General features: G+C 64.3%; 14 protein-coding genes. 1 reads left to right on the forward strand and 13 read right to left on the reverse strand.

Going from position 1 to position 16,200, the window contains the following annotated elements; translation table 11 throughout:
* Positions 1–58: 58 nt before the first annotated feature.
* Entirely contained in the window at positions 59–346 is a 288-nt protein-coding gene (locus ACIQF4_RS08095) for a hypothetical protein (protein ID WP_400517323.1), read from the reverse strand.
* A 641-nt stretch (positions 347–987) separates the two neighbouring features.
* On the opposite strand from ACIQF4_RS08095, the gene metH reads away from it, so the two are divergent.
* On the forward strand, positions 988–4,644 hold the full coding sequence (gene metH / locus ACIQF4_RS08100) for a methionine synthase (protein ID WP_400517324.1): 3,657 nt from the start codon (positions 988–990) through the stop codon (positions 4,642–4,644).
* Between the two features lie 22 nt (positions 4,645–4,666).
* Here metH and ACIQF4_RS08105 read toward each other — a convergent pair whose 3' ends face one another.
* From ACIQF4_RS08105 to ACIQF4_RS08160, 12 genes are all read right to left on the reverse strand, one after another.
* The gene (locus ACIQF4_RS08105; protein WP_400517325.1) at positions 4,667–5,635 is read right to left on the reverse strand and encodes a GNAT family N-acetyltransferase; all 969 of its coding nucleotides are present in this window, start codon (positions 5,633–5,635) and stop codon (positions 4,667–4,669) included.
* A 72-nt stretch (positions 5,636–5,707) separates the two neighbouring features.
* On the reverse strand, positions 5,708–6,076 hold the full coding sequence (locus tag ACIQF4_RS08110) for a YybH family protein (RefSeq protein WP_400517326.1): 369 nt from the start codon (positions 6,074–6,076) through the stop codon (positions 5,708–5,710).
* A 632-nt stretch (positions 6,077–6,708) separates the two neighbouring features.
* Positions 6,709–7,485: a hypothetical protein gene (locus ACIQF4_RS08115; protein ID WP_400517327.1), complete on the reverse strand. Its 777-nt coding sequence runs from the start codon at positions 7,483–7,485 to the stop codon at positions 6,709–6,711.
* Between the two features lie 76 nt (positions 7,486–7,561).
* The gene (locus tag ACIQF4_RS08120; RefSeq protein WP_400517329.1) at positions 7,562–8,524 is read right to left on the reverse strand and encodes a sugar kinase; all 963 of its coding nucleotides are present in this window, start codon (positions 8,522–8,524) and stop codon (positions 7,562–7,564) included.
* Positions 8,521–9,198, reverse strand: a complete 678-nt coding sequence (locus ACIQF4_RS08125) for a bifunctional 4-hydroxy-2-oxoglutarate aldolase/2-dehydro-3-deoxy-phosphogluconate aldolase (RefSeq protein WP_400517330.1) — start codon at positions 9,196–9,198, stop codon at positions 8,521–8,523. The genes ACIQF4_RS08120 and ACIQF4_RS08125 overlap by 4 nt, the downstream gene beginning before the upstream one ends.
* Positions 9,199–9,262: 64 nt before the next feature.
* Positions 9,263–10,015: an SDR family oxidoreductase gene (locus tag ACIQF4_RS08130; protein WP_400517332.1), complete on the reverse strand. Its 753-nt coding sequence runs from the start codon at positions 10,013–10,015 to the stop codon at positions 9,263–9,265.
* Positions 10,016–10,026: 11 nt separating this feature from the next.
* On the reverse strand, positions 10,027–11,052 hold the full coding sequence (locus ACIQF4_RS08135; protein ID WP_400517333.1) for a zinc-binding dehydrogenase: 1,026 nt from the start codon (positions 11,050–11,052) through the stop codon (positions 10,027–10,029).
* Positions 11,053–11,121: 69 nt separating this feature from the next.
* Positions 11,122–11,973, reverse strand: coding sequence for a fumarylacetoacetate hydrolase family protein (locus ACIQF4_RS08140; RefSeq protein WP_400517334.1), 852 nt, complete (start codon positions 11,971–11,973; stop codon positions 11,122–11,124).
* 37 nt (positions 11,974–12,010) lie between these two features.
* Positions 12,011–12,763 carry an SDR family NAD(P)-dependent oxidoreductase gene (locus tag ACIQF4_RS08145; RefSeq protein ID WP_400517335.1) on the reverse strand — a complete coding sequence of 251 codons (753 nt, stop codon included), beginning with the start codon at positions 12,761–12,763 and terminating at the stop codon, positions 12,011–12,013.
* Positions 12,764–12,800: 37 nt separating this feature from the next.
* The gene (locus ACIQF4_RS08150) at positions 12,801–13,514 is read right to left on the reverse strand and encodes a GntR family transcriptional regulator (RefSeq protein ID WP_400517336.1); all 714 of its coding nucleotides are present in this window, start codon (positions 13,512–13,514) and stop codon (positions 12,801–12,803) included.
* Complete coding sequence (locus tag ACIQF4_RS08155; RefSeq protein ID WP_400517337.1) at positions 13,507–14,706, reverse strand: fumarylacetoacetate hydrolase family protein; 1,200 nt, start codon at positions 14,704–14,706, stop codon at positions 13,507–13,509. The genes ACIQF4_RS08150 and ACIQF4_RS08155 overlap by 8 nt, the downstream gene beginning before the upstream one ends.
* Complete coding sequence (locus ACIQF4_RS08160) at positions 14,703–16,190, reverse strand: aldehyde dehydrogenase (NADP(+)) (protein WP_400517338.1); 1,488 nt, start codon at positions 16,188–16,190, stop codon at positions 14,703–14,705. Before ACIQF4_RS08160 ends, ACIQF4_RS08155 begins: the two co-directional genes overlap by 4 nt.
* Positions 16,191–16,200: the final 10 nt, after the last annotated feature.

Here is a 16,200-nt window from a genome sequence, read left to right on the forward strand (position 1 = left end):
CCTTAGACAAGCTCTATTTTCCCTGATCCGAGGGGCATTTCCGTGTCACGGCACCCGCTCACACCCCAAACTCATCGGTGGATCGAGGCTTAGCCGCATTTATGCTTGCACCGTTTGGGCTGGAGCTGATACTCATCACTCCGATCAGCCGATCTGTGGATAGGTAGAGCGAATTTGGAACCTTGCGTGCGATGACTCTGGCAGTCTTTGACTTGCCGCTGCCGTTTCGACCGACGAAGTAAGTGACCGGGTCCGACCAGTCGTCAAGACGAAGGAACAGTTCGGAGTCAGCAGGTGTCGACACCGGGAAAACTTCGGTTGACAATACTTCGATTGCTTGAGGCATGTGGCAAATATACTGTGGGAGTTGCCGTTAGCCCCGGATGATAGTGCTGCGCGGCTATCCTTTTGAACTGTCTCGCCGAAATTTTCGCAACTTTCGGCTGCCTAGCTACAAGGGTGCCTTTGTGCGCCACTTGGCTGCTCAGACCATCGAATTCTTGGACAGCAGAGGGTCCTTTCACGGCTATTGTTTCCTGACGAGATCGGCCTCGGTTTGATTCTGACTGAGACTTTCCCGGTTGACATTCACGACCATGCTCGCCGGGCTGTCCTGACCACATAGAGAGAAGCAGTTGCCACTTGTTCGCGGCCAGACTTCTAGCCTCGTGCTGGATGTCGTGGACCCCTGTCTGGTGATTAAAGCGCCGCCTCCGAGTGCGAGGTGGCCATGCGCTATGGCGTCGTGGGCCTTCACTCGAACGTACTCGACGATCCCAGTGTGATCCCGTCGCCCATAGCGCAGGCACAAGGTCTGGCCACCACGCTGAGTGACGATTGTTCGCGTCTCAGTTGGCCAGAGGCAGCCTTCAGGTTGGAAGGGTTGAGCGGGCTTATATTGAGGTGTGGTCAAAACGAATGACCTCCCCCGTCGTAGTACACGGACACACAGCGCAACGTTTCAGCCGCCACACGTAACCTGTTTAGATGCCTCGTTTTGCGCTTGATATTGAGTCCGTGCCCCGCACTGCCCGTTCGCAGGAGCTCCTGGACGCTGTGAACCACCGCGTTGTAATCGCCGACGGCGCGATGGGCACCATGCTGCAGGGCCGCGACTTGTCCTTGGAAACAGACTTCCAGGGCCTCGAGGGCTGCAACGAGATCCTCAACGACACCCGTCCGGACGTCCTCGCGGACATCCATGACGCGTACTTCGCCACGGGCATCGACGCCGTCGAAACCAACACCTTCGGCGCCAACTGGTCCAACCTCTCCGACTACGGCATCGACGACCGGATCGAAGAGCTCGCCCGCAAGGGTGCGGAGATCGCCCGCGAACGCGCAGAAGCAGCAGAACAAACAGACGGCCGCATGCGCTGGGTCCTCGGCTCCATGGGCCCGGGCACCAAGCTCCCCAGCCTCGGCCACACCACCTACGACTACCTCAAGCAGACCTTCGCCCTGCAGGCCGAGGGCCTCATCGACGGGGGAGCGGACGCCTTCCTCATCGAAACCAGCCAGGACCTCCTGCAGACCAAAGCCGCCGTCAACGGCTGCAAGCAGGCCATCGTCACCCGCGGCGTCCGGCTCCCCATCTTCGTCGAAGTGACGGTCGAAACCACCGGCACTATGCTCATGGGCTCCGAAATCGGCGCCGCCCTCACCGCGCTCGAGCCGCTCGGCGTCGACGCCATCGGCCTGAACTGCGCCACCGGCCCGGACGAGATGAGCGAGCACCTCCGCCACCTCTCCAAGCAGTCCTCCGTGGCCATCGCCTGCATGCCCAACGCCGGCCTGCCGGTCCTCGGCCCCAACGGCGCGCACTACCCGCTCTCACCCACCGAACTTGCCACCGCGCACGAGCAGTTCGTGCGGGAATTCGGCCTGGGACTGGTGGGCGGCTGCTGCGGTACGACGCCGGAGCACATGGCCGCCGTCGTCGAACGCCTTGCGCCCTTCCGCGCCGCAGCCCCCGTCACCACGGAGACGAAAGCCGGCAACGGCGGCCCCGCCCGCACCCCCACCGAGCGGGAAGCAGGCATCGCCTCCCTCTACCACCACGTGCCGTTCGACCAGGATTCCGCCTACCTCGCCATCGGTGAGCGCACCAACGCGAACGGTTCGAAGGCGTTCCGGCAGGCGATGCTCGAAGAGCGCTGGGATGACTGCGTGGACATTGCCCGCGAGCAGGTCCGCGTCGGCGCACACCTGCTGGACGTCTGCATCGACTACGTGGGGCGCGACGGCGTGGCTGACATCAAGGAGATCGTGTCGCGTTTCGCGTCGGCCTCCACCCTCCCGCTCGTCATCGACTCCACCGAACCGCCCGTGCTGCAGGCCGGGCTCGAACTCATCGGCGGCCGCCCGGTGGTCAACTCCGTCAACTACGAGGACGGCGACGGCCCCAACAGCCGCTTCGCGCGCATCATGCCGCTCGTGAAGGAACACGGCACCGCCGTGATCGCCCTGACGATCAACGAAGAGGGCCAGGCCCGCACCACCGAAGGCAAAGTGGCCATCGCCTCCCGCCTCGTCGACGCACTGGTGGGCGAATGGGGGATGCGCGTCGAGGACATCATCGTGGACGCCCTGACCTTCCCCATCGCCACCGGCCAGGAAGAAACCCGCCGGGACGGCATCGAAACCATCGAAGCCATCCGCCAGATCACCGCCAAGTACCCCGGCATCAACACCACGCTCGGCGTCTCCAACGTCTCCTTCGGCCTGAACCCAGCGGCGCGCGTCGTCCTGAACTCGGTGTTCCTGCACGAGGCGGCACAGGCCGGCCTGACCAGCGGTATCATCGACGCCGCCAAGATCGTGCCGCTCGCCTCCCTGCCGGAAGAGCAGCGCAAGGTGGCGCTGGACCTCGTCTGGGACCGCCGCGAATACGACGCCGACGGCAACACCACGTACGACCCCCTGGCCGTCATGCTGGACATGTTCGCCGGCGTCGACACCGCAGCGCTCAAGGACCAGCGCGCCGCCGAACTCGCCGCGCTGCCCACGGGCCAGCGCCTGGAACGGCGCATCATCGACGGCGAAGGCAAGGGCCTCGAGGAGGACCTGGACCTGGCCCGCAGCGAGGGCATGACCCCGCTCGGCATCATCAACGACCACCTGCTCGAGGGCATGAAGGTGGTGGGCGAGCGCTTCGGCGCCGGCGAGATGCAGCTGCCGTTCGTGCTGCAGTCCGCCGAGGTGATGAAGAACGCCGTCGCGCTGCTCGAGCCGCACATGGAGAAGTCCGATTCCTCGGGCAAGGGCACCATGGTGATCGCCACCGTGCGCGGCGACGTGCATGACATCGGCAAGAACCTGGTGGACATCATCCTCACCAACAACGGCTACAACGTCATCAACATCGGCATCAAGCAGGGCATCGCTGAGATCATGGCCGCGGCCGAGGAGCACAACGCCGACGTGATCGGCATGTCCGGGCTGCTGGTGAAATCCACCGTGGTGATGAAGGAGAACCTCGCCGAGCTGCAGTCCCGCGGCCTGGCGAAGAAGTGGCCCATCATCCTCGGCGGTGCTGCCCTAACCCGCGCCTACGTGGAGCAGGACCTGGCCGAGCAGTTTGACGGCGTGGTCCGGTACGCCAAGGACGCTTTCGAGGGCCTCGCCCTGATGGAACCGCTGGTGAAGGTGGCCCGCGGCGCGTCGCCGGACGACGTCGGCCTGCCGCCTTTGAAGAAGCGCATCCACAAGGGCGGTGCGAAGTTCACGGTGACCGAGCCGGAAGCGATGCCCGGCCGGTCCGACGTCGCCGCCGACAATCCCGTGCCCGCGCCGCCGTTCTGGGGCACCCGTATTGTGCGCGGCGTGGCGCTCCACGACTACGCGGCCTTGCTCGACGAGCGCGCCACGTTCATGGGGCAGTGGGGGCTCAAGCCCGGCCGCGGCGACGACGGCGCCTCCTACGAGGAACTGGTGGAACGCGAGGGCCGGCCGCGCCTGCGCTACTGGCTGGACCGCATCCTCGCCGAGGGAATGCTGGACGCGTCCGTCGCCTACGGCTACTTCCCGGTGGTCTCCGAGGGGGAACAGGTGGTGGTGCTGCACCACGGCGAGGATCACGACGGCGTCCTGGGCGCCGCGGGTCTTCTCGCCCCCGATGGGGGTTCAGGCGGTCCGATCGGCACCGACCGGCTCCGGTTCGACTTCCCGCGCCAGCGCCGCGACCGGCACCTGTGCCTGGCCGACTTCGTGAAGTCGCGCGAATCGGGGCAGATCGACGTGCTGCCGGTGCAGCTGGTCACCGCCGGCTCGAAGATCGAGGAGTTCACGTCCAAGATGTTCGCCGCGAACCAGTACCGCGACTACTACGAGCTCAACGGCCTGGTCATGCAGCTCACCGAGGCGCTGGCGGAGTTCTGGCACGCGCGCATCCGCAAGGAGCTGGGCTTCGCATCCGAGGAGCCCAAGGACACGGCAGGGTATTTCAAGCTCGACTACCGCGGTGCGCGGTTCTCGCTCGGATACCCCGCCTGCCCGGACATGGAGGACCGCCGCAAGGTGACGGAGCTGCTGAAACCCGAGCGGATGGGCGTGATCCTGAGCGATGAGCTGATGCTGCACCCCGAACAGTCCACCGACGCGTTCGTGTTCCACCACCCGGAGGCGAAGTACTTCAAGGTGTGAGGTGGTGCCGGTCCCTGGTTTCTTAGCGCCAGTCGTCGATCACATAAGCGTCAGAGTGGCTGTAGCCGGGCTCGTTGGGCCTGTGCATGGTCACGCCCTGCATCCCGGTACGGAAACCGCGGGCAACCATGCGCTGATAGGCATCTGGGCGGCCCAGGTTTATCCCTGCCTCGAGCTGCCCCATTCCGCGCTCGGACGCCAGTTGCTCACAAGCGTCGAGTAACCGCTCGAATCTGTCACTGGCCTGCCTGCCAGGGCGAACAGCGCCGAACTTAACGAGGCAAACATCCGTCCCTGCCTCCGATCCAGGACCGCAATGGCACACGGCCAAGCCGTCTAGCTCCGACTCACCTGGGAGCAGCACGGTGTCGCCGAGTCCCTGGGCATGAACCGCCGAAATCTCGCGTTCCAGGTCCAGACCCACGTACACAGAGTCGGTCAAGGTGTGACAGGCACTCATGTATTCGGCCTGGTCGGCGGCGGACATGGCGGCGTAGGTCAGGTGGATGGGCATGGAGCCACTGGACGCGACCTGTTTACGCATGACGGCGGTCAGGAATCGGGGCCAGAAACCGTACCGGCGGTAGAGCTCGAGGTGTTTAGGACTGTGTGAGAAGGTGAACAGGCCGAGGTGGTTATTCCCCCAAGACTCGAAGCAGCCCATGATCGGTTCCATCAGCCTTTTACCGACGCCCTGGTCCCACAGATCGGGACGCACGGTCAACGGACCGAAGAATCCGACGCTGCCCCAGCTGGTGGCGAAGTTCGATCCGACGAGATCGCCGTCCACCATTGCGGCGAAGGCGGCATGCGGATCGGCGGCAAAGCGAGTCCTGACATAGTCAGCTGTCCCGAACAGATCGGGGACTCCGAGGAATGTCCCAAATGCTTCCTTGAGGATCTCGTCAGCACGTTCAAGGTCCGCTTCCACCAGCGGACGGACCAATACAGGGCCCACAACACTCTTGGGTCCGGTCTCCTGTGTGGTCATGAATTTCTGCCTCCATCACTTCTTATGCCATCGAACGACCAGACGAACCCCATCGCGAAGCAGTTACCCCGCTCAGGCGGTGCCGAAGGGGTTGTCGATGATGAGCTTCCACCCTTGGTCGGTCAGGCGAAGAACATCAGCAGCGGTGCCTTTCAGGTCCACTTCATTGCCATCGGCGGCTGTGCCCTTGATTGTCCAGTCAACGATCGCCAGTGCTATATCTCCTTCCTGTAGTACGTGGCGGACAGTCAAGTCGATCGGCAGTCCCATGGCGAGGAACTGCCGTTGGGCTACGAGGTTGTCCTCACCGGTGAGGGCCAACCCGGGCTGAGGGGCGAATACGGCATCTGTGTCCATGAAGCCGACTATCCCGTCGAAGTCCTGGCGGTTGAAGCATTCTGCCCATGCAGGGTGCACAGCACCCGGTTCTGTAATTTTCATTCTGTCCTCCAAACGGCCAATGTGCGCCTTCTCAGCAGTAGTGGGCGGGATCCATACGTGCTTGCCAATGGCAGGCCGAATCCCGCTACATGTCCATACCCCGGTGAAGCATGACGTTCGTGGGTCTTTCTGCAACCTGACTCCAGTTACGCTTCAGTTCCAGTACATCGTCTTGACCATTACTGCCGCGTTACTGGAACTCCGGTGGCGCCAAAGCGGCGAATGCGGACCCCATGAATAATTTCGGTTGGGGCTGCCCCCGGCTTGTTAGGGGAGGCACTGCGGGACCTGTCTCGACTGCGCTTCGGCGCTGCGAAACGATATTGCGCATGCCCGGCAGCATGTGAAGGCTGTCCCGCTCCGTCACTGTCCGGCACTGGGGCGACCCGCCCGCCGTCGACCGCTGAAGTACATCAAGGTGTAGTTGGGGGTGGTCTCTGGAACGGGCTGCCATTCTCAGGGTGTCATGCCGCGACCTGCTGCTGTTTTTTCGAGCCAGCGGAAAGCCTCTTGACTATCAGGTACGGAACCCAGCACAAAGGCTGGAAAGAGGCGGTTGCAAAGAAGAACGAAGTCGCGACACTCTGCTCGGCGGTAGAGGTCGGGGCGGGCAACAACTGCCATAAAGCGGGTCAGGAGCGCACCGCCTCCTCGTCGTCGCGTTCCGCGCGCTCTACAGCCAACCACCGGGCGAGGAGGTCCTGCTCGTCAGCCTGCCAGCCGTGGGCAAACTGGTACGGGATGAGGTTGCTAAGGTCGCCGAGAAGCCGGAGCCTCTCCTCGTCGTCCAGTATCTGCTTGTCGTTCCGGTAGAGGACTTGGGGAGTGTAGAGAAGCGGAACTCCCTTGTCGCTGAGGCGGCTGAGCCAAACATCGACTGCCTGATCCTGGTGGGACGGGAAGGGGATACTCAGCAATTCATCCCGGCCGCCTGCCTGGTACAGGACATACAGAATAGGCGCTGATTCGGTAAAACGCCTTCCATATTGGTTGAGGGTTTCCCGCACGATGCAAAGGGACGCCACTGCTGACGTGACCTGATCGAGGCTCACCGAGCGCCGGGCAGGAACGGTGTTCCTGTCGAAGCGGACTCCCTTGTCCTGGGGATTAGGCCACTCCACGGACTCCACCCGGTCTTCAAACAGCCTGTACTCGGGCAGGTGCCGGTACCGCAGCCGAAGTTTGCGGCCGGCGGATACCAGCCGGGCAACCATCCACAGGCCCAGGGGCACCGCGGCCAGCGTGACGAGGAACCAGGTGCCCGGGTACATGGCCGCCAGCACGAGCGGGGCGACGGCAAGCCCCGCGCCGATGAGGACACCCGTGCCCAAGATTAGGGCGTAGGCAGTCATCCAGAAAAGGTCCGGCCTGCGCACCGGGTTGAAGTGGACGAGGCCTGGCTGTTCCATGGATTCCTTTGTTCGCGGAGGTCAAGGGAACCGTGCGCCCCTTCAGCATCCTACGGGCCCTTCAGGGCCGCGGCATTCACCGAGTGACTGACTCTGTTTGGTGTAGCAGGGCAAGCTCTGCGCGTGTTGGGAGTCCCTCCCAGTCCCCGTAGGCAAGGCAGGCGAACGCTCCGGTTTTGGCGGCGAGCTCGAGCCGGTCCGAAGGGGCTTTCCCGGCCATCAGGTCCGCCAAGTAGCCAGCGACAAAGGCATCGCCGGCCCCGACGGTGTCCACGGGTTCGATCGCCACAGCGGGCTGGCGGTAGATCTCGCCGTCAATGGACGCCACGGCACCTTTGCTTCCCAGTTTGATGATCGCCTGTGAAGGGCCGAGCTCGGCCAGGCGTTGTGCCAGTTCGGTGGGCTCGTGTGCAGGTCCGATGGCAAGCGCCGCCTCCTCGTCGCCGGCGAAGACGATGTCAGTGAGGGGAATCAGCTCCTGGTAAGCGCGCCGGGCGTCCGCTGTGGTCCAGAGGTTCGCCCGGTGGTTAAGGTCGAACGAGACGGTCACGCCTTCTGGCCGGGCGATGTCGATGGCCTCGCGAATAGTCGCAGCTGCGGTGGCTGACAATGCGGGCGTGATGCCGCTGACGTGGAGAACCGCGGCTCCCGAAATGAGCTTCGAATCCAGGTCCTCCGGCATCAGCCTTGAACCGGCACTGCCCCCGCGGTAATAGCTCACCTTTTGCGTAGACATCGTTCGCCGTTCCTTGAGCATGAGCCCTGTCGGCGCTGACGGATCCTCGATGCTTCGGACCGTGACACCTTCGGCACGAATTTCGCGCCGGACGAGCTGGCCGAGCGAGTCGGCCCCTGTCCGGCCACACCACACCGCGTTGCCGCCGAGACGCTGGACACCGATGGCCACGTTGGATTCGGAACCGCCGATGCCGAGGCCCATCGAGGAGACGTGGGCCAGCGGTCCAGGATGCTGGGCCGTGAGGAGAGCCATCGTCTCCCCGACTGTCACCAGATAAGGTGCCGCTATGGACGTGCTCACAGCGTTGCCCTGGCTTCGTCGACGACGTTCCGCAGGCGGCGCGCGCGCTCACTGAGCTTGCGCAAGTCTCCACCCTTGAAGGCGTCGCCGAGTAGCGGGCCGCCCAAACTGACGGCCAACGCTCCCGCCGCCACCCATTCGGCGGCGTCGTCGATGCTTACCCCTCCGGAGGGAACCACGTCAATGCCCGGAAACGGTCCCCGCAGCATGGACACGTATCCGGGACCGACAACCGACGCGGGGAAAACCTTGACCGCCGTCGCCCCTGCCCTCCACCCCTTGAATAGTTCCGTGGGAGTCAGCCCACCCGGGTAGATCGCGACGCCGCGTTGAACTGCCGCCGAAATGATGGCGCCATCGGTTACGGGAGTGACAAGGTATGTTGCTCCGGCTTCGATGGCCTGAACCGCTTCGTCGACCGTGGTTACAGTGCCCACACCGAACTCGGCCGCGCTGCCGAACCGGTCCTGCAGCAGCGGGAGTTCCTCAAAGACCCCGGGGGTGCTCAGGGTCAGCTCGATGCTGGACACCCCACCGTGAACCAGTGCTTCCACAACGGGGGCATAGGCACGTGCATGGGAAGCACGCAGGACCGCTATGGTTCCGGTGTCCAGCAGTATTTGGGAAGCGGGCGCGCGTTCGATGACGGCTGGCGGCTGTTCTGGTGGAGGCACGGCTATTCCTTCTATTGGCGCGCTGGTGTGGACGGAGGACCGCTGCAACGACGGTGTGGTGACGTCAACGGCCCAGCCACCCGCCGTCGACGGGGAGGATTATTCCGTTGACATAGTCTGACGCGGCGGAGGCGAGAAAGACGGTGGCACCACCCAGGTCTTCCGGCTGCCCCCACCTCGCGGCGGGAATGCGCCCGAGAATCGCCCGCTCACGATCCGGGTCTTCCTGCAATGCCTGCGTGTTGTCAGTGGCAATGTAGCCGGGTGCTATCGCATTGACGTTGACGCCGCGCACTGCCCACTCGTTGGCGAGGGCCTTTGTCAGACCCGCGATGCCGGACTTTGACGCAGTGTAGCCGGGGACGTTGATGCCGCCCTGGAAACTGAGGAGAGATGCGGTGAAGATGATCTTCCCGCTGCCCCTGGCGAGCATCTGCTGCCCGACGTCCCGGCTCAGGATGAACTGGCTGGAAAGGTTCACTTGGATGACCTGGTCCCACATGTCGTCCGGGTGCTCGGCCGCAGGCGTCCGGGCAATCGTGCCTCCGTTGTTGACCAGGATGTCTATGGGCCCCGCAGCAACCAGGTTGGCGGCGAGTTCGCGCACCGCGGCGCGATCTGCGAAGTCCGCGCTCATTGCCGTGAACTGGCGCCCAAGCGACGTGACGCGTTGCTCGACCGCGCTGCCTTCGGCTTCGAGGTTAGCGGAGACCCCGATGATGTCGGCTCCGGCTTCGGCGAGGGCTACGGCCATCGCCATGCCGATGCCCCTCCGGGCTCCGGTAACGACGGCGGTCTTTCCGGTCAGGTCAAACATCCCCGGAGTTCTCACGAGGCCGCCGCCCGGCAGTCGACCAGGACCTTCATGGCTCCGCCGCTTTCAAGGGCAAGGAACCCTTGCTCAACATCCTCAAGGGCCACAACCCGGGAGATCATCTGGCGGGCGGGGATGGCACCGTCAGCCACGAGGCGAACAGCTTCCTCGAAATCCTCCCGCTGGTAGAGGCGGGCACCGAACATTTCCAGTTCCCGCCAGAAGAACCGGTGGAGGTCAATCTCCTTCGGCTTGGGGTGGATTGCAACCATGACGAGTCGTCCCCTGGTGGTCAGAACCTCAACTGCGGAGCTGACCCCTGCCGCTGCCCCGGAGACTTCGAAGGCCACGTCCGCTCCTGCCCCGTCTGTCTCCCGCAGGACATAGTCCACGAGGTTCTCTTCGCGCGGATCGACCGTGGTGATGCCGAATCCCTTTGCTGTTTCCCTCCTGCCTGGATCGGGCTCTGCCAGCACCACACGGGCGCCCTGCCGGAGGGCTACGGAGGCAATGAGCTGACCCACGGGCCCACCGCCGATCACGACGACGAAGTCTGACGCGGTCAGTCTTGAACGCCGGACGTCGTGCACTGCGACCGCCGTCGGTTCAATGAGCGCTGCTTCATCGAGGGCGAGTCCCTCGGGCAGGGCAATGAGGACCTCGGCCGGGACGTTCCAGGTGCTCTGCATCGAGCCCTCGGAGTCGATGCCGATGAAGTTCAACTTGTGGCAGATATGGCTGTTCCCCTTGCGGCAGGCATGGCACGTACCACAGGAGAGGGTGGGCATGACCGTGACGGGTTGACCGACTGCCCATCCTGAAACCCCATCGCCTATTGCTGCAATGGTGCCTGACATCTCGTGGCCGATTACCGCAGGCATGGCTACCCGCGCATCCATGTCTCCGTGGAAGATATGCAGGTCCGTGCCGCACAATCCTGTATAGGCAACGGCAATCTGCACCTGCCCGGCCTCCGGGGGGCCAATGGTGGGCACCGCCGTCGTGAAGGTCCGTTCGCCGGTGTACATGGCAGCTGTCATGGTGTCGCTCCTGGTGGAAGATCTGGTTTCTGGCTGGCTTGGGGTGGATCACTTTGCCGTGAAGGCCGGTTATTGCGCCGTCACCTGTTGGTGCTGCTCGCCAAGCCTTTCGACGCCGATGGTCATGGTGTCCCCGGGGCGGAGGTACGGGAACCGCCCCGAGAGTGCTACGCCCTGGGGCGTGCCGGTGTTCACGATGTCCCCAGGATCGAGGGCCATGTACTGGGAAAGGTCGCGGATGATTTCCGCGACGCTGAAGACCATGTCTGCGGTGGTGGAGTTTTGCCTTCCCTCGCCGTTCACGCAGGAGTACAGCCGCAATTGCTGGGGGTCCGGTACATCGGCGGCGGGGACCAGCGCCGGGCCGAGCGGGTTGAAGGTGGGGGCGCATTTGCCCTTTGACCACTGTCCGCCGGAGTGTTGGAGCTGATAGTCCCGCTCGGACACGTCATTGCTGATGGTGTACCCGGCGATGCAATCCAGCGCTTCCTCGTGGCTGCGCAGGTAGGAGGCACGCTTGCCGATGACCACCGCAAGCTCCACTTCCCAGTCGACCTTTTGGGCACCGGGCGGGAGAACGACGTTGTCGTTGGGGCCAACAACGGTGTTCGGGTGCTTGAAGAAGATGATGGGCGCGGCGGGTGGTGTGTCGCCGGTTTCGGCCGCATGCGCGGCATAGTTCATGCCGACGCAGATGACCGCACCGATCCCGGTGACCGGGGGCCCCACCCGCATGCTTCTGGCTTCTGCCAGCTCAGGCAGGGAGCCGGCTTGAAGGGCAGCGCGCGCCTGTTCGATCAAGCCGGCGCCGATGGCGGGGCCGGTGATGTCCGCTGTTATCTCCCGCAGATCGTAGTAGGCGTCTCCTTCGCGGACAGCCGGTATTTCCTGGCCAGCCTCGCCCAGTCTCATCAATTCCATTGGCGTTCTCCTAGCTCAAGTGGGTTCAGGTGGTGGTTCAGGTGGACGGCCGCAGGAGGAGGCTGTGCATGCCGCCGTCGACCGCAAGCGAGACCCCGGACGTGGACGCGTTTGCGGGATCTGCCAGGAACAGCACGGAGGCGGCGACTTCGTCCGGGGACACCAGGCGTCCGTGGGGTTGCCGGGCCTCCAGTGCCCTGCGTTCTGCTTCCGGATCGTCCGCTGCGCCCAGCAGACGGTCGACCCAGGGTGTATCCGCTGTGCCGGGATTGACGCAGTTGACCCGGATTCCTTCACGCAGGTGGTCCGCGGCCATGGCGCGCGTAAGGGCATCTACTGCTCCCTTGCTTGCCGAGTAGAGGGCGCGTTGCGGAAGCCCGTGCGTCGCCGCGATGGATCCGATGTTGACGATCGCTGCGGCTTTTGACCGTTTCAGGTGCGGCAGCGCGGCCGCTGATACCCGCACCATGCCCACGACGTTCACGTTCAGCACGCGAAGCCAGTCCTCATCATCGTTGTCGGCTACGGTGCCGGTGGCCCCGATGCCAGCGTTGTTAATGACGACGTCGATGCCGCCGAACGTGCGCGCTACGGCTTCCACGGCGGCCTCGACGGAGCCGCGGTCGCCCACGTCGCACTGCTGGCCCAATACGCCGTCGGGAAGGCCGGCGGGTTCCAGGTCAAGGACGGCGACGCGTGCGCCTTGGTCCACGAGCGCGGCGGTGACGGCGGCACCGATGCCGGACGCCCCACCGGTGACAATGGCGCGGACGCCGGAAAATGAGCCCATAAAGCACTCCTAAGAGGTAATGAGTGAAGGCGGACTGTCAGCAGAGCTTGGCTGGTGGCGGCACCCGCAAACCCCTGCCGCCGTCCTGCGAAAATGCCTCGGCGAAGCGGTGGTAGGCCCCGATCAGGTGGGCGCGCATGGCGGCTTCGGCTGCATCGGTGTCGCAGGCCGCAATCGCATTCACGATGCTGCGGTGCTCGTCCACGGTTTGCTTTCCCCTGTCGTCCGCCCGGTGAAGGCGGAAGAGGTGCAGGTGGCAGTGCGTGGCACGGTAGGCGTGCAGTGCAAACTGGTTGCTGCTGGCGCTGAGGATACTGTCATGGAAGTGGGTATCGTGCGCCACGAGGAGGTGCCTGACGCTGGTTGCGTTCTCGGTCCCGGCTTCGAAGGTCGAGAGTGATTTTTGCAGCATCCGGGCGGGGTTGCTTAAGCGGTTCAGTGCGGCCACCCCGGCCGCCCAAGGCTCCACCATCAGCCGGAATTCGAACAGCTCGCGGAGCTCAGCCATGTCCAGCAGTTGCGTTGTCCGGTAACCCTTGCCGGGCGTTTTGATGATGAGGTTGTCGCCCTCGAGTTGGCTCAGCGCTTCCCGCACGGGTGTTTGGGAAACTCCGAACTCCCGGGCGAGGGCATCGATGTTCACCTTCTCGTCGGGCGGCAGTTGAAGGTCAAGGATTCTGGCGCGCAACATCGCATAGACATCTACGGCAGGCCGCGCCCGGGATCCGGGTTCGGGGGATTGCTCAGCCATGGTGTACCGGCAGGTGGGGTCGGGCGGCGGGATTGTTCATCTTCAATACATACTCCAGCAGGTTGCCGATGCCGTAACTCCACGGTTCGAGTTTCTCGGTTGGTTTCACCGTGTTGGTGAGCGTTCCGAGGCGGCTGCTGCTGATCTGCACGGTGTCGCCGGATTCGTGGGTGAAACCCATGCCAGGCGCCTTTCGGTCCTCGTTCGGGGCAAAAAGGGTTCCAGTGAACAGTGCGAAGCCGTCCGGGTACTGGTGGTGCGGGCCGAAGGCCGCGCCCACGAGTTCCTCGAAGGGGCGGCTCAGCCGCTGCACGCTGTTGGTGCCGGTGAGGGTGTATCCGTCGGTTCCACGTACTGTCAGCCGGATCGTCTCCTGGCGGGCGTCGTCGAGGGTGTAGGAATCGTTGAACAGGCGGATGAAGGGGCCCAGCGCGGCTGACCCGTTGTTGTCCTTTGCCATGCCAAGCAGGAGTGCGCTCCGCCCCTCGACATCGCGCAGGTTGACGTCGTTGCCCAACGTGCAGCCACGCACGCGCCCCTGCCTATCCACCACCAGCACCAGCTCGGGTTCGGGGTTGTTCCAGGAGGAAAAGGAGGGAATGCCGATGTCCTCGCCGCATCCTACGGTCGAGAGGACAGGGGCTTTCGTGAACACCTCCGGGTCCGGTCCGATGCCAACCTCGAGATACTGGGACCAGAACCCCGCCCGGACCAGCACTTCCTTCACCCGTGCGGCTTCCTCCGAGCCCGGACGCACACCTGCCAGGCTTCCACCGATGGACTCCAGCACCTGTGCGCGCATCTGCTCTGCCAGTGTCAGGTCACCGGCACAACGTTCTTCGATGACCCGCTCGATCATGCTGTCCACGAAGGTCACCCCGCAGGCTTTCACAGCCTGCAGGTCCACCGGCGAGAGAAGATGGGGTTCATCCTGGCTTCTTCCCCCGTTCAGGACGCTCTCCAGGTCCCAGCTGCGGGCCCCGTCATGCCGCGCACCCTCCAGGACGCCGTGAAGGTCGTCGTGATTGAGCAGCGCGGACACGGTGTGCGCATGGTCGAAGAGATCGAGCAGCATGCCTTCGTGGAACAGGACGGGGCGTGGACCCTGGGTTTCCGGGTCCCACAGGCGGCCAACCAGCAGGGCAGTCGAGGCGTCCTGGGGAAGAATTGCTTCCGGTTCTAAACGTGTCATCGGGGTCCTCCTGCAGGTTCAAGGCTTCCGTCCACCCGGCGGGCGATGCCCCAGGGGTTCGCCTCCTGGAGCGCTGGCGGAAGTACGGAATCGGGAACGTTCTGATAGGCAACCGGGCGCATGAAACGCCTGATCGCGGCCGTGCCCACCGAGGTTGTGCCCGGTGCCGTCGTCGCCGGGTAGGGCCCGCCGTGATGCTGCGCGTAGGAGACCGTGACACCGGTGGGCCAGCCGTTCCACAGCACCCTGCCAGCGATACCCGTCAGGGTGGAGAGCAGTTCCCCGGACGTATCGCCGTCGTCTGCTTGAACGGTGGCCGTCAGCTGGCCCTCCATCTGCGCAGCAAGCGCTGGCAGGTCGGCGACGTCGTGGTACCGGACCACCACGGTTGCCGGACCGAACATCTCACGGTGGAGCACTTCAGGGTCTGACGCGACGGTTCGTGCATCGACCAGCAGGACTGTGGGTGCGGGCACCTCGTCATCAGAGCCCGGGACGAGGGCCTGGACGCCGTCGATCGAGGCGACCTCTCCGCGTGCCTTGCCGAACGACTCCCTGAGACCGGGAGTGAGGAGCTTGGTCAGCGGAACCTTCTTGAGTGCGGCGTCCAAAGTGCTGAGCAGCTGTTCCTCGGAGGCGGAAGCCGGGACAAAGAGCAAGCCAGGCTTCGTGCAGAACTGTCCCATGCCCGCCGTGAAGGATTCCGCGTAGCCAGTGAGGATCTCTTCAGCACGGGCGTCCCAGGCCTTGGGCATCACGAAGACCGGGTTGATGCTGCCCAGCTCCCCGTAGAAGGGGATCGGCACGGGGCGGGCATTGGCGCGATTGAAGAGCGCCCGGCCCCCAGCTGTGGAACCCGTGAATCCGATGGCCTTGACGAGCGGGTGATCCACCAGTGCCTCCGCTGCGGAGCGGCCGTCCACCAGCGCGAACAGCCCTGGAGGGGCACCGGCTTCGGCCAATGCTTCGGCCACGATTTCCCCCGTCCTGACCGCGAGTTTCTGATGCCCGGAGTGGCACTTGTGCAGGACAGCGCACCCGGCAGCGAGAGCCGAGGCGCTGTCCCCACCCATGACACTGAACGCAAAGGGGAAGTTGGAGGCCCCGAAGACGCCCACCACGCCCAGCGGCACGTTGGCCCTGCGGATATCCGGGCGGGGGCCCATGCCCCAGTCCGGATCGGCGTGGTCCACGGTGGCATCGAAGGCGATGCCCGTGCGCACCTCATCGGCGAACAGGTCCAGCTGGAAAGCTGACCGTTTCAGTTCTCCCTGAAGCCTGGCCTCAGCGAGATTCGTATCGGCGGCCGCTAACGCCACCAGTTCATCCGCGTTGGCACGAAGGGCATCGGCGATTGCATTGAGCCGGGCAGCGCGTGTTGCAGGCGACTCATCGGCAATGGTTAGGAACGCAGCGTGGGCTTCCCGCGCGGCCTGGTCCACCTGTTCGGGAGTGGTGGCGATGGTCAGGGTGGTCATGTGCATGGGAGATCCT

Source organism: Pseudarthrobacter sp. NPDC092202, from assembly GCF_044755505.1.
In the GTDB taxonomy this organism is placed as follows: domain Bacteria; phylum Actinomycetota; class Actinomycetes; order Actinomycetales; family Micrococcaceae; genus Arthrobacter.